The organism is Sphingomonas sp. 22R3R2A-7 (genome assembly GCF_036856055.1).
Lineage (GTDB): Bacteria > Pseudomonadota > Alphaproteobacteria > Sphingomonadales > Sphingomonadaceae > Sphingomonas.
Window position 1 is genome coordinate 2718337 of sequence record NZ_JASPFR010000001.1, and the last position, 13241, is coordinate 2731577.

At 69.0% G+C, this 13241-nt stretch carries 11 protein-coding genes and 1 pseudogene; 10 read left to right on the forward strand and 2 right to left on the reverse strand.

Going from position 1 to position 13241, the window contains the following annotated elements:
- The first annotated feature begins 142 nt into the window (after positions 1 to 142).
- On the forward strand, positions 143 to 649 hold the full coding sequence (gene ruvC, locus QP165_RS13005; protein WP_031395213.1) for a crossover junction endodeoxyribonuclease RuvC: 507 nt from the start codon (positions 143 to 145) through the stop codon (positions 647 to 649).
- Positions 646 to 1246 (forward strand): annotated as a pseudogene (ruvA, locus tag QP165_RS13010) (Holliday junction branch migration protein RuvA). The gene ruvC and the pseudogene ruvA overlap by 4 nt, the downstream one beginning before the upstream one ends.
- A gap of 2 nt (positions 1247 to 1248) precedes the next feature.
- On the opposite strand, the gene QP165_RS13015 reads toward ruvA, so the two are convergent.
- Positions 1249 to 1596 (reverse strand): winged helix-turn-helix transcriptional regulator, encoded by a 348-nt coding sequence (locus QP165_RS13015; protein ID WP_333995965.1) that lies wholly within the window; start codon positions 1594 to 1596, stop codon positions 1249 to 1251.
- Between the two features lie 188 nt (positions 1597 to 1784).
- On the opposite strand from QP165_RS13015, the gene QP165_RS13020 reads away from it, so the two are divergent.
- Entirely contained in the window at positions 1785 to 2846 is a 1062-nt protein-coding gene (locus QP165_RS13020; protein WP_333997027.1) for an SDR family oxidoreductase, read from the forward strand.
- Here QP165_RS13020 and QP165_RS13025 read toward each other — a convergent pair.
- The gene (locus tag QP165_RS13025; protein WP_333995966.1) at positions 2843 to 3745 is read right to left on the reverse strand and encodes a 2-hydroxyacid dehydrogenase; all 903 of its coding nucleotides are present in this window, start codon (positions 3743 to 3745) and stop codon (positions 2843 to 2845) included. The two genes, QP165_RS13020 and QP165_RS13025, sit on opposite strands and share 4 nt — an antisense overlap.
- 253 nt (positions 3746 to 3998) lie before the next feature.
- Here QP165_RS13025 and ruvB point away from each other — a divergent pair, with 253 nt between their 5' ends.
- The 7 genes from ruvB (at position 3999) to QP165_RS13060 (ending at position 13095) form a co-directional block, all read left to right on the forward strand.
- Positions 3999 to 5024: a Holliday junction branch migration DNA helicase RuvB gene (ruvB, locus tag QP165_RS13030; RefSeq protein ID WP_031440317.1), complete on the forward strand. Its 1026-nt coding sequence runs from the start codon at positions 3999 to 4001 to the stop codon at positions 5022 to 5024.
- 95 nt (positions 5025 to 5119) lie between these two features.
- Positions 5120 to 7393, forward strand: coding sequence for a phosphoenolpyruvate--protein phosphotransferase (gene ptsP, locus QP165_RS13035; protein WP_333995967.1), 2274 nt, complete (start codon positions 5120 to 5122; stop codon positions 7391 to 7393).
- 100 nt (positions 7394 to 7493) lie between these two features.
- Complete coding sequence (locus QP165_RS13040) at positions 7494 to 8384, forward strand: helix-turn-helix domain-containing protein (RefSeq protein WP_333995968.1); 891 nt, start codon at positions 7494 to 7496, stop codon at positions 8382 to 8384.
- 64 nt (positions 8385 to 8448) lie between these two features.
- On the forward strand, positions 8449 to 9426 hold the full coding sequence (locus tag QP165_RS13045; RefSeq protein WP_333995969.1) for a YbgF trimerization domain-containing protein: 978 nt from the start codon (positions 8449 to 8451) through the stop codon (positions 9424 to 9426).
- 20 nt (positions 9427 to 9446) lie between these two features.
- Positions 9447 to 10496 carry a tRNA lysidine(34) synthetase TilS gene (gene tilS / locus QP165_RS13050; protein WP_333995970.1) on the forward strand — a complete coding sequence of 350 codons (1050 nt, stop codon included), beginning with the start codon at positions 9447 to 9449 and terminating at the stop codon, positions 10494 to 10496.
- A gap of 173 nt (positions 10497 to 10669) precedes the next feature.
- Positions 10670 to 12652 (forward strand): ATP-dependent zinc metalloprotease FtsH, encoded by a 1983-nt coding sequence (gene ftsH / locus QP165_RS13055; protein ID WP_056020032.1) that lies wholly within the window; start codon positions 10670 to 10672, stop codon positions 12650 to 12652.
- A gap of 65 nt (positions 12653 to 12717) precedes the next feature.
- Positions 12718 to 13095 carry a hypothetical protein gene (locus QP165_RS13060; protein ID WP_333995971.1) on the forward strand — a complete coding sequence of 126 codons (378 nt, stop codon included), beginning with the start codon at positions 12718 to 12720 and terminating at the stop codon, positions 13093 to 13095.
- Positions 13096 to 13241: the final 146 nt, after the last annotated feature.

A 13241-nucleotide genomic window follows, 5' to 3' on the forward strand; every position in this document is an offset into this window, starting at 1 on the left:
TGCGCGGGTTCGTCTTCCGCGTCAGCGGCCTATCGCCGATCGGCCAGCCCGACGGCGTGAAGGTCGCGCTGACGCGCGACGGCCGCAAAATGCGCACCCCCTCCGCGTCTCCGCGTCTCCGCGTGAACCCACCTTCTTCCCTATGATTATTCTAGGACTCGACCCCGGCCTCGGCACCACGGGCTGGGGCGTCATTCGCGCCGATGGTAACCGGCTGAGCCATATTGCGAATGGCCAGATCAGGACCGATCCCTCGATGGCGCTGCCGCGGCGGTTGACGGCGCTGTACTCGGCCTTGCTCGACGTCATCCGCGCCGAGCGGCCCGATGGCGCCGCGGTCGAGGAGGTGCTCGGCAACACCAATGCGCAGTCGACGCTGAAGCTGGGGCAGGCGCGCGGCGTGGTGCTGCTCGCGGCGGCGGGGGCGGGGCTGCATATCGGCGAATATCACCCGTCGACCGTCAAGAAGGGCGTCGTCGGCACCGGCGGCGCGGACAAGAAACAGATTCAGGCGATGATGGCGGTGTTGCTGCCCGGCGCGAAGCTCGCCGGCCCCGACGCCGCCGACGCGCTCGCGGTGGCGATCACGCACGCGCATCATGTCGCGAGCGCGGCGGCGCTGTCGCGACGCACGGGAGTAGGCGCATGATCGTCCATCTGAAGGGCCGGCTCGATCTCGACCGGGATCGACCATGCGGTGATCGACGTCGGCGGCGTCGGTTATCTCGTCGGCGCGTCGGCACGCACGCTGTCCGCGCTCGGGCCGATCGGCGAGGCGTGCACCGTCTTCACCGAATTGCTGGTGGGCGAGGATTTCCAGCGGCTCGTCGGGTTTTCGAGCGCGGACGAGCGCGACTGGTTCCGGTTGCTGACCGCGGTGCAGGGCGTCGGCGCGCGGGTTGCGCTCGCGATCCTGTCCGCGCTTGAACCCGTCGACCTGTCGCGCGCGATCGCCAGCGGCGACAAGGCGATGGTCGCGCGCGCGAACGGCGTCGGGCCGAAGCTCGCCCAACGCATCGTCATGGAATTGAAGGACAAGGTCGGCGGGATCGCGCTCGGGCTCGGCCCCGCGGTGGTCAATGCGGCGCCGGGCGCGTCGGCGGACGCGGTGTCGGCGCTGCTCAACCTGGGGTTCCGGCCCGCCGAGGCGAGCGTCGCGGTGGCGGCGGCGGACGAGGAACTAGGGCCGGGCGCGACGCTCGACGCGCTCGTCCGGCTGGCGCTGCGCAAGGCGTCGAAGCCCTAGTCTCAGTCGGTCTTGGGCCTTTTGGCGGACCGGCGGGGTGCGGGGCCGGGGCCGAACGCGTCGAGCGCGTCGGCATTGCTGCGGCCCCAGTCGTAGAGCAGGTTGACCGGCTCGACGAACCGCCTGCCGAGCGGCGTCAAACGATATTCGACCGCGGGCGGCATCGTCGCGAGCACGTCGCGCAGGATCAGCCCGCTGCCTTCCATGTCGCGCAGCGTCTGCGTCAGCATCTTCTTCGAAATGCCGGGCAGGCTGCGGTGGAGGACGCCGGTGCGCGCGCCGCCCTCGTGCCGCGCATCGAGCGTGTGGAGCACCATGCTCGTCCATTTGGTCGCGAAGAGGTCGAGCACCCGGCGCGGCGCGCAGTCCTCGCGCCAGTCGTCGGCAATCGGGGCGGGATCGTGATCGGGGGCGTTGTCATGCTGGGTCCCTGAGCGTCGCTGGGTCCCGGAAGGTGCCCGGGGCCCCGAATGGTGCCGTCTAGAACGCGCCGCGGGCGATGCCTAGCTACTGCGCTCAAGTGAAACGGAGAATGACGATGGCCCGGACGGCATTGGTGGTTGGCACGAGCGGTATTGTCGGCAGCGCGACGGCGGCGCTGCTGATCGAACAGGGGTGGACGGTGTATGGGCTTGCGCGGCGTCCGTCCGACCAGCCCGGCGTGCACCCGGTCGCCGCCGACCTGACCGACGCGGCAGGCACCGCCGCCGCGCTGAAGGATCTGGCGCCCGACGCGGTGTTCGTCTCGACCTGGTCGCGCCAGGCGACCGAGGCGGAGAATATCCGCGTCAACGGCGCGATGGTCCGCAACCTGCTCGACGGCCTGCGCCCCGCCAAGTCGGTGCGGCATGTCGCGCTGGTGACGGGCCTGAAGCATTATCTCGGGCCGTTCGAGGCGTATGGTAAGGGCGTGCTGCCGCAGACGCCGTTCCGCGAGGAGCAGGGCCGGCTCGACGTCGAGAATTTCTATTATGCGCAGGAGGACGAGGTCTTCGCGGCGGCCGATCGTGACGGGTTCAGCTGGAGCGTGCACCGTCCGCACACGGTGATTGGCAAGGCGGTCGGTAACGCGATGAACATGGGGACGACGCTGGCGGCCTATGCGACGCTGTGCCGCGAGACCGGGCGGCCGTTCCGCTTTCCGGGATCGGCGGCGCAGTGGAATGGGCTGACCGACATGACCGACGCGCGACAGCTCGCGGCGCAGCTCGTCTGGGCGACGACGACGCCCGAGGCGGCGAACGAGGACTTCAACATCGTCAATGGCGACGTGTTTCGCTGGAGCTGGATGTGGTCGCGGATCGCCGACTGGTTCGGGATCGAGGCGGCGCCGTTCGACGGGACGGTCGTACCGCTCGAGGAGCAGATGGCGGACGATGCGGCGGTGTGGCAGCGGATCGCGCAGCGCGAGGGGCTGGTCGAGGCCGATCTCACGCGTCTCGCCTCGCCGTGGCACACCGATGCCGATCTCGGCCGGCCGATCGAGGTCGTTACCGACATGGGCAAGAGCCGGCGGCTTGGCTTTACGCGCTATCAGCCGACCGACGACGCGTTCTTCGACCTGTTCGCGCAGCTCCGCGCGGACCGGCTGATCCCCTAACGCCGCAGCGGGGTGGGCAGCGCCTGCCCCGCAAAATGCGCGTCGAGATTGGCGAGCACGAGCGCGGCCATTTCGGCGCGCCCCTGTTCGGTGGCGCTACCCTGGTGCGGGGCGAGCACGACCTGATCGAGCGTCGCGAGCGCGTCGGGGACGTGCGGCTCGTCGGCAAAGACGTCGAGCCCTGCGCCGGCGATGGTCCCGGCCTGCAGCGCGGCGATCAGCGCGGGTTCGTCGACCAGGCTGCCGCGTGCGACGTTGACGAGGATGCCGTCGGCGCCGAGCGCGCGGAGGATCGCGGCGTCGACGATCCCGCGGGTGGCGTCGCCGCCGGGCGCCGCAAGGATGAGCACGTCGCAGGCCTGCGCGAGGCTGGTCATGTCGGCGTGGAAGACCCAGTCGGGATGCGGCTTCGGCCGGCGCGCGGCGTAATGGATCTGCGCGGCGAAGGGCGCGGCGCGGCGGGCGATCGCGGTGCCGATCTGGCCTAGGCCGAAGATGCCGATCCGGCGGCCGCTCGCGCGCCTGCCGAGCGGGACCGACCAGCCGCCTGTGCGCAGGATCGGGTCGTTCGCGGCGATCCGGCGCTGTACCCCCAGCATCAGCGCGATCGCGAGGTCGGCGACGTCGTCGGTCAGCACGCCGGGCGTCGTCGTGACAGCGACGCCGCGCGCGGTGGCGGCGGCGAGGTCGATGCGGTCGTGGCCGACGCCGTGGATCGCGACGATCTCGAGCGCGGGGAGACGCGCGAGCAACGCCGCGTCGACCCGCGTCGTGCCGCCCCCGACGAGCGCGCGGGTCGAGGCTGGTGGGCTGTCGCGGTGGATGGTGAACCGATCGCGGAGCGCGGTTTCGAGCGGGAGCGGGATGGACGAGGCGATGTAAAGGTCGGGGAGGGGCATTCGCGCGATGCTAGGGGGCGGGCGGGTGTTGGCCAAGTGGGGTGTGGATTGAGGCATGGGTTGCTAACCTTGCCCGTCATCCTGACGAAAGTCAGGATCCAGGGTTACGGGAGACGGCGCTTTTGGCTCTGGGCCCTGACTTTCGTCAGGGTGACGAAGGGGGTGACGAAGGGGGTGACGAGGGGGTGACGAGGGAGGCGGTGGATACGGGGGATGACAGGGGCGGGCGTGAACGGGTAGGGAACGCAGCTTGATGACCGATGCCGAACGCCTGCTGACGCCAGCCCGTCGCCCCGAGGATGTGGACGCCGCGCTGCGCCCCAAGAATCTCGACGAATTCGTCGGGCAGAAGGCCGCGCGCGAAAATCTGCGGATTTTCATCCAGGCCGCCAAGGCGCGCGGGGATGCGCTCGACCATGTGCTGTTCTTCGGGCCGCCGGGGCTCGGCAAGACGACGCTCGCGCAGATCGTCGCGCGCGAGATGGGGGTGGGGTTCCGCGCCACCTCGGGGCCGGTGATCGCCAAGTCGGGCGACCTCGCCGCGCTGCTGACCAATCTCGAGGATGGCGACGTGCTGTTCATCGACGAGATCCACCGGTTGCAGCCCGCGGTCGAGGAGGTGCTGTATCCGGCGATGGAGGACCGCGCACTCGACCTGATGATCGGCGAGGGGCCGTCCGCGCGCAGCGTGCGGATCGATCTGCCGCGCTTCACGTTGGTCGGCGCGACGACGCGGCAGGGCCTGCTGACGACGCCGCTGCGCGATCGGTTCGGGATCCCGGTGCGGCTGCAATTCTATACCGTCGACGAGCTCGAGCGGGTGGTGACGCGCGCAGCGGGGCTGCTCGGGCTCGCGATTTCGAAGGATGGTGCGATGGAGGTGGCGCGGCGCGCGCGCGGTACGCCGCGGATCGCCGGGCGGCTGCTGCGCCGGGTCCGCGACTTCGCCGATGTCGCGGGCGCGGAGATCGTCGATGCGCGCACCGCGGACGCTGCGCTCAACCGGCTCGAGGTCGATGCGCTGGGGCTCGACGCGATGGACCGGCGCTATCTGATGATGATCGCGGACATCTATCGCGGCGGGCCGGTCGGGGTCGAGACGCTCGCGGCGGGCTTGAGCGAACCGCGCGATACGATCGAGGAGGTGATCGAGCCGTATCTGATCCAGCTCGGCCTCGTCGCGCGGACCGCGCGCGGGCGGTGCATGAACGCGGGCGGGTGGAAGCATCTGGGGCTCAATCCGCCGGTCGGGAGCCAGGACGGGCTGTTCGACGTGTGACCGCCGCGCGGCGGATACGAATGGTCGATCCAGCTTCTGCGCGACGACGCTTTTGTTGCGTGGCACCCAAGCCGATGTTCTGGTAGCTCGAGACCATGCCCGTTTCGGCCGCCGCCTCCGCCCGCGAGATCCTCACCAGCCTTCACGACGTGATGGCCGCGCGCACGACCGCGCAAGCCAAGCTCAATTCGGTCGTCGGCATCATCGCCGCGGCGATCGATAGCGAGGTCTGTTCGATCTATCTCCTGCGCGAGGGCGTGCTCGAGCTGTTCGCGACGCGCGGGCTTGCGCAGGAGGCGGTGCACGTTACCAAGCTGTCGCTCGGCGAAGGGCTGGTCGGGACGATCGCGGAGCAGGTCGAGGTGCTCAACCTCGACGAGGCGGCGAGCCATCCCGATTTCGCGTACAAGCCCGAGACCGGTGAGGAGCGCTATCACAGCTTTGCCGGCGTGCCGATCATCCGGCGCGAACGCTCGGTGGGCGTTCTTGCGGTGCAGCATGCCGAAAAGCGCAAATATCAGGACGTCGAGATCGAGGCGCTGCAGACCGTCGCGATGGTGCTGAGCGAGCTGATCGCCAATGCCGGGCTGATCGACACCGCGGGCGGCGGGTCGGATCGGCCGCAATCGACCGCGGCGATGCGGATCGCCGGCCAGAAGCTGGTCGACGGGATGGGGTCGGGCTTCGCCGTGTTCCACCAGCCACGCATCCATATCGAGCATACCGTCGCCGAGGATACCGATGCCGAGCGGCACCGTGTCTATGCCGCGTTCGACAAGATGCGCGAGGGCATCGAGCGAATGACGCGCGAGGCGGAATTCGGCGTCGGCGGCGAGCATGAGGAGGTGCTCGAGACCTACAAGATGTTCGCCTATGACGAGGGCTGGGCGCGGCGGATCAACGAGGCGATCGATTCCGGGCTGACCGCGGAGGCGGCGATCGAGCGCGTCCAGCAGCGTACGCGCCAGCGGATGCGGCAGATAGACGATCCGCTGCTCGCCGACCGGATGCACGATCTGGAGGACCTGTCGAACCGGCTGTTGCGGATCGTGTCGGGGCAGATGGGCACCGCGGCGCAGATGGGGCTGCGGCAGGACACGATCCTGATCGCGCGCAACCTCGGGCCGGCCGAGCTGCTCGAATATGACAAGCGCCGGCTGAAGGGGGTGATCCTCGAGGAAGGGTCGCTGACCGCGCATGTCACGATCGTCGCGCGCGCGATGGGCGTGCCCGTGCTTGGCCGCGTCCGCGACGTGCGGCGGCTGATCGCGGAGGGCGACCTGCTGCTGCTCGACAGCGCGGACGCCAACGTCTTCGCGCGCCCGTCCGCGGCGATGGAGGAGGCGTTCGAAGCGCGGCTCGCGCTGCGGCAGAAGCGGCGCGCGGCGTTCGCCGCACTCCGCGATGTGCCGCCGATCACGAAGGACGGCCACCGGCTGACGCTCATGGTCAATGCGGGCCTGCGCGACGATGCCGCCGCGCTCGACGTGACGGGTGCGGACGGGATCGGCCTGTTCCGCACCGAGTTCCAATTTCTCGTCTCCGCCACGCTGCCGCAGCGCGAGCGGCAGCAGAGGCTGTACCGCGAGGTGCTCGACGTCGCGGGCGATCGACCCGTGATCTTCCGCACGGTCGATATCGGTGGCGACAAGGCGCTGCCCTATCTGAACAAGGCGGCGGCAGACGAGGAAAATCCGGCGATGGGCTGGCGCGCGCTGCGGCTCGGGCTCGAGCGCGACGGGCTGATGAAGGTGCAGGCACGCGCGCTGCTCGAGGCGGCGGCGGGGCGTACGCTCAACGTCATGTTCCCGATGGTCAGCGAGCCATGGGAATTCGACGAGGCCAAGGCGCTGTTCGAGGCGCAGCGGACGTGGCTCGCGGGGCGCGGGCGCAAGCTGCCGACGACGATCCGCTACGGCGCGATGCTCGAGGTGCCAGCACTTGCCGAGATGCTCGACATCCTGCTGCCCAAGATCCAGTTCCTGTCGGTCGGGACCAACGACCTGACGCAGTTCCTGTTCGCCGCCGACCGCGCCAATCCCAAGCTTGCCGAACGTTATGACTGGCTGAGCCCGTCGATCCTGCGCTTCCTCGCGCGGCTGGTCGGGCCGGCGCGCGCGGCGGGCGTCGATCTGGGCGTGTGCGGCGAGATGGGCGGGCGGCCGCTCGAGGCGATGGCGCTGGCGGGGATCGGGATCGACCGGCTGTCGATCACGCCCGCGGCGGTCGGGCCGATCAAGGCGATGGCGCGATCGCTCGATCTCGGCGCGATCACGGCGCACATGACGACGCTTCTCGCCGACCCGCCGCGCGACATGCGGGCGGCGCTGACCGACTGGGCGACGCAGAACGGCGTCGAACTGGCCTGAAGCGCGGTTTGGCTGGGGGGTTCGCGTTGACACGCGGTATAGGCTCTGGAACATGACCTGCCTGGCGGGTGACCGGTACGGCCCGCAATCGGAGAGTATAATGGACGACGTCGCAACCGGGCAGATCCCTGCGCCCGCCACGCCCGATCGGGCTGGCGACATCCTGCGTGCCGCGCGCGAGGATCAGGGGCTGACGATGGCCGATGTCGGCGCGCGCACCCGCGTGCCGCTGCGCCATCTCGAGGCGATCGAGGCATCCGACTATGCCACGCTGCCGTCATCGACCTACGCGGTCGGGTTCGCCAAGGCCTATGCACGCGCGGTCGGTGCGGACGAGGTGCGCGTCGCCAACATGGTCCGCGCCGAACTGGGCAGCGTCGTGCGCCGGACGCCCGAATATGCGCCATACGAGATGGCCGACCCTGCGCGCGTGCCGTCGCGCGGCGTGGCGATCGTCGCGCTCGGGATCGCGCTGGCGGTGCTGGTGCTCGTCGGTCTGTGGTACGGCACCGATCTGTTCCGCGGCGGCGCGGGGTCGACGGGGGCCACCACCACCGTTGCCGAAGTGCCGAGCGCGACACCGGCCGCCTCCGCACCCGTCGTGGCGCCCGCGCCAACCCCGGAAACGGGCCAGGTGACGCTCGCGGCGACCGACGAGGTGTGGATGCGCGTCTATGACGCCGACAACAAGACGCTGTATCTGGGCACGATGAAGCCGGGCGACCGGTTCGACGTGCCGCGCGATGCGAAGGATCCGATGATCAACGTCGGTCGCCCCGACAAGCTGACGGTGACGTTGAACGGCGCCAACGTCCCGCCGCTCGGCACCGGCGAGCGTGCGATCAAGGACGTCCGGGTCGGCGCGGTGGCAATCGCCGCGCGTCTGTCGGGTGCAGCGACGGGCGCAGCCAATGAAACCTCGTCGCCGTCCGCGGAAGCTTCGACGGGTTCGGCGACAGGGTCGGCGGGGAATGCGTCGGGCACGCCTTAAGGCTGGCGACAGGAACGATATTGCAGCTATACCCGATCGGTATCCAGTGCCCCGGGGGTAGCCCATGCGTAAGTCCACTATTCTATCCATCGCTCTTATGGGGGCGATGGTGCCCGTATCGGGTCACGCGCAGTCGAACGTCGAAGGTCGCGTCGGCAAGCTCGAAAGCGAGATGCGCGCGGTTCAGCGCAAGGTCTTTCCAGGCGGCGCGGGCCAGTTGCTCCAGCCCCAGGTCACCGCGCCCGAGACGGTCAACGGCCCCGGGCCCGGCACGCCGGCGACCAGCGCGATCACCGATCTCGCGCAGCGCGTCACCTCGCTCGAGCAGCAGATCGCGTCGCTGACGGGGCAGGCCGAGCAGAATCAATACAGGACACGCCAGCTCGAGGAACAGTTCGAGGCCTATCGGCGCGCGACCGACGAGCGTATCAAGCTGGTCGAGGGCGCCCGCGCGGGTGGCGCCGCTGCCGGTACGACGTCGGGCAATCTGACGGGCGGGTCGGGTGCGGGCGGTCCCGAGGAGGACCCAGCGCCCGTGCGGCCGACGCGGACCGGGGGCGGCCGCACGACGACGACGGCAGCCGCGAGCGAGGGCGGTACGGTGTCGGCCTCGGCCGGATCGACCGCAAACGTCGAAAAGCCGTCGACGGGCAACGCGGCCGAGGACGAGTATCTGTACGGGTACCGGCTGTGGTCGGCGAAGAAATATCCCGAGGCGCAGGCGCAGCTGAAGAAGATGGTCGCGACCTATCCCAAGGATCGTCGCGCAAGCTATGCGCAGAACCTGCTCGGACGATCCTATCTCGACGAGGGCAAGCCCAGCCTCGCGTCGATGGCGTTCTACGACAATTACAAGAAGATGCCCGACGGCGAGCGGGCGCCGGAGAGCCTTTATTATCTCGGTCAGGCGCTCACGAGGCTCAACAAGGCCGCGGATGCGTGCAAGGTCTATGACGAGCTGAACGACGTGTACGGCGCCAAGCTGCCCCCCGCGATGAAGACTCAGGTCGCAGCGGGACGCACGGCGGCCAAATGCAAATAGCCGGCTGAGGTCGAACACCTATGATCGATGTGACCGACGACGGGCGACGTTTCGCGGCTGACTTCGCACGGCTGGCGCAGGGGGTTGGCAGCCCGCTGCTCGCGGTGTCGGGCGGGCCCGACAGCATGGCGATGCTGACGCTGGCGCATGAGGCGCTCGGGACCGGTTTTACGGTCGCGAGCATCGATCACCGGCTGCGACCCGAAGCGGCCGAGGAATCCGCGATGGTCGCACGCCACTGCGCGACGCTCGGCATCGCGCACGCGACACTGGCGCCGAGCGTGCCGATCGCCGGCGCGAGCATCCAGGCGCAGGCGAGGACCGCACGCTATGCGCTGCTGGCTGGACACGCCCGCGCGATCGGTGCCGGGTGCATCGTCACCGCGCACCATGCCGATGATCAGGCGGAAACCTTCCTGATGCGCGCGGCGCGCGGGTCCGGGCTCGCCGGGCTGGCGGGGGTGCGCGCGCGCACCGAGGTCGCGGGCGTCGCCGTCATCCGCCCGTTGCTCGACTGGCGGCGCGCCGAACTGCGCGCGATCGTCCGGCGCGCGGAGGTGCCGTTCTTCGACGACCCGTCGAACCAAGATGACCGGCACGACCGGACGCGGTTCCGTCGCCTGCTCGATGCGAACGAGTGGCTGGGCACCCCCAATCTCGCGCGTGCGGCGGCGGCACTGGCGGAGGCGGACGCCGATGTGCGCGCAATGGTCGAATGGCTCTGGTCGGACCGTGCCAAGGTGGCGGGCGGCGAGGTCCGGTTGAGCGTCGGCGCGCTGCCCCGCGAAGTGCTGCGCAGGCTGGTCCGTCATGCAATCGGCATCGTCCGCGCCGAGATGGCGGGTGCAGCGATCCCCGACGGGGCGGTCGATCACCCCCGCGGCGGCAGTCGAGGGCGAATGGAGCAACGCGGTCAACATCGAGAAGCTGCTCGACGCGCTGATGGCGGGGAAGCGCGCCACGCAGGCCGGTGTCATCGCATCGCCCCGCGCAGACGTATGGCGGTTCCGCCCGGCGCCGCCACGACGCACAGCTTGAGGCCCGAACCCCTCCGCCGCGCGCCGTCCTGACGCTCGTGAGCCTGACGGGGCCGGACCGGTCTGTCGACCCGGCGTGATCGCGTGGTCGCGGAATCGCCGTCTTTCGGACAATCCGGCATGTGATTGCTACCAAGTCGGGGCTTGTTCCATTGCCATTAACCCGCGTGCGCTTATCTTGTGGGCTCGAAAGGTATCCGGCACCCATGAACGACAACAACAATGGCGGCGATAACCGTGGCGACAAGCCGCAAGGGCCCAACAATGGCAGCCCCTGGATGAAGAGCCTGCTGATCTGGGTGGGCATCCTCGCCGCGCTGGCGTTGTTCGTGACGATGTTCGACGGTCGCACCGCCGCATCGAGCGGCGGCAACACGATCGCCTATTCCGCCTTCCTCGACAAGGTCGACGAGGGCACGGTCAAAGACGTCAATATCTCGCGGGATATCATCTCGGGGACGTTGTCGAGCGGCGAGAAGTTCCGCGCCTACCCGATCCAGGACGCGACGCTCGTCCCCAAGCTGCGCGAGAAGGGCGTGGCGATCAGCGCGAAGCCCGAGGAAGGGCCGTCGATGCTGGCGATGCTGCTCTACCAGTCGCTGCCGTTCCTGCTGTTCCTCGGCATCGCGTTCTTCGTGCTGAAGCAGATGCAGAAGAATTCGGGCTCGGGCGCGATGGGCTTCGGCAAGAGCCGTGCGAAGATGCTGACGCAGAAGGAAGGCAAGGTCACCTTCCAGGATGTCGCCGGCATCGACGAAGCGCGCGAGGAGCTCGAGGAGATCGTCGAGTTCCTGAAGGACCCGACCAAGTTCGCGCGCCTCGGCGGCAAGATCCCCAAGGGCGCGCTGCTCGTCGGCTCGCCGGGTACCGGCAAGACGCTGCTCGCCCGCGCGATCGCCGGCGAGGCGGGTGTGCCGTTCTTCACGATCTCGGGCTCCGATTTCGTCGAGATGTTCGTCGGCGTGGGCGCGAGCCGCGTGCGCGACATGTTCGAGCAGGCCAAGAAGTCCGCACCATGCATCGTCTTCATCGACGAGATCGATGCGGTCGGTCGCCATCGTGGTGCAGGCCTCGGCAACGGCAATGACGAGCGCGAGCAGACGCTGAACCAGCTGCTGGTCGAGATGGACGGCTTCGAGGCGAACGAAGGCATCATCATCATCGCCGCGACCAACCGTCCCGACGTGCTCGACCCCGCGTTGCTGCGTCCGGGCCGCTTCGATCGCCAGGTCACGGTGCCGCGGCCGGATATCGAGGGTCGCATCAAGATCCTCGAAGTCCACATGAAGAAGGTGCCGCTCGCACCCGACGTCGACGCGCGCGTGATCGCACGCGGTACGCCGGGCTTCTCGGGTGCCGATCTCGCCAACCTCGTCAACGAGGCGGCGCTGCACGCGGCGCGCAAGGGCAAGCGCCTGGTGGCAATGGCCGAGTTCGAGGAGGCCAAGGACAAGGTCATGATGGGCGCCGAGCGTCGCAGCATGGTCATGACCGACGACGAGAAGCGGATGACCGCGTATCACGAGGCCGGCCATGCCGTCGTCGCGATGCACGAGGCCGCGTCGGATCCGATCCACAAGGCGACGATCATCCCGCGTGGTCGTGCGCTGGGCATGGTCATGCGTCTGCCCGAGCGTGACAGCTACAGCTATCACCGCGACAAGATGTACGCGAACCTCGCGGTGTCGATGGGGGGCCGCGTCGCCGAGGAAGTGATCTTCGGCTACGACAAGGTCTCGTCGGGCGCGAGCGGCGACATCCAGTACGCCACGGGTCTGGCGCGCGACATGGTCACGCGCTGGGGTATGTCGGACAAGGTCGGGCCGCTCGAATATGGCGAGCCGGAGGGCGAATCGTTCCTCGGCTATTCGTCGAGCCGTCCGTCGCGGATGTCGAACCAGACCGCGCAGCTGATCGACGACGAGATCAAGCGGATCGTCGAGGGCGGTCTCGACCGCGCCAAGCAGGTGCTGAGCGATCATGTCGACCAGCTCCACACGGTCGCGGGCGCACTGCTCGAGTTCGAGACGCTGACGGGTGACGAGATCAAGAAGCTGATCGCGGGCGAGGATCTTGACCGGCCGGATCCGGGTGCGAAGGCGTCGACCGTCCCGCGTGCGGGTACCTCGATCCCGAAGACGCGGCGTCCGAACGGGCCGTTTGGCACGCCGACCCCGCTGGGTGCCTGATCCGGTTCAGCGGTTAGTCAGTTAAACGCTTGCATGGGCGGTCTTTTCGCAAGGAAAGGCCGCCCATGTCGTCTGTGCTTTCGAAGGCCGTGATCGCTGCATTGCTGGCCGGCGGGATGGCGAAGCCCGCGTCCGCGGCGATGACCGTCGGGACGTTCCTCGCACGCGCCAATGCGCTGCGCGATCAGGGGCCGATGGCGCTGATGTCGCCCGACTTTCCCGCGCTGAAGGCGGAGGCCAAGGCCGCGACGACGCAGTTGAAGGCCGAACGCGCCGCGCGCGCCGCGGCAGGCAAGCCGCCGATCGCCTGCGTGCCCGAGGGGGAGTCGGTCGGGATCATGGATATGCTCGACGGGCTGTCGGACCTGCCCGCGAGCTATCAGAAGCGGCCGTTGAAGGACGGCTATGCGCGGGTGCTGGCGAATCTGTATCCGTGTCGGTGAGGTGGTGAGCGGGGCTCGCGGCCTGTAGCGGATGCCAGGCAAGCCACCCGATGTCGTCATCCCAGCGGAAGCTGGGGTCTTTCCGTTTGGCGGGTGGCGTGGCCGCTCGGGGAGATCCCAGCGTTCGCTGGATGACGAGGGTGGTT

What these genes read in the sequence shown, in the direction of transcription:
- ruvC (WP_031395213.1), top strand. Translation starts at nt 143, where the DNA reads ATGATTATTCTAGGACTCGACCCCGGCCTCGGCACCACGGGCTGGGGC.
- QP165_RS13020 (WP_333997027.1), top strand. Translation starts at nt 1,785, where the DNA reads ATGGCCCGGACGGCATTGGTGGTTGGCACGAGCGGTATTGTCGGCAGC.
- QP165_RS13025 (WP_333995966.1), bottom strand. Translation starts at nt 3,745, where the DNA reads ATGCCCCTCCCCGACCTTTACATCGCCTCGTCCATCCCGCTCCCGCTC.
- ruvB (WP_031440317.1), top strand. Translation starts at nt 3,999, where the DNA reads ATGACCGATGCCGAACGCCTGCTGACGCCAGCCCGTCGCCCCGAGGAT.
- ptsP (WP_333995967.1), top strand. Translation starts at nt 5,120, where the DNA reads ATGCCCGTTTCGGCCGCCGCCTCCGCCCGCGAGATCCTCACCAGCCTT.
- QP165_RS13040 (WP_333995968.1), top strand. Translation starts at nt 7,494, where the DNA reads ATGGACGACGTCGCAACCGGGCAGATCCCTGCGCCCGCCACGCCCGAT.
- QP165_RS13045 (WP_333995969.1), top strand. Translation starts at nt 8,449, where the DNA reads ATGCGTAAGTCCACTATTCTATCCATCGCTCTTATGGGGGCGATGGTG.
- tilS (WP_333995970.1), top strand. Translation starts at nt 9,447, where the DNA reads ATGATCGATGTGACCGACGACGGGCGACGTTTCGCGGCTGACTTCGCA.
- ftsH (WP_056020032.1), top strand. Translation starts at nt 10,670, where the DNA reads ATGAACGACAACAACAATGGCGGCGATAACCGTGGCGACAAGCCGCAA.
- QP165_RS13060 (WP_333995971.1), top strand. Translation starts at nt 12,718, where the DNA reads ATGTCGTCTGTGCTTTCGAAGGCCGTGATCGCTGCATTGCTGGCCGGC.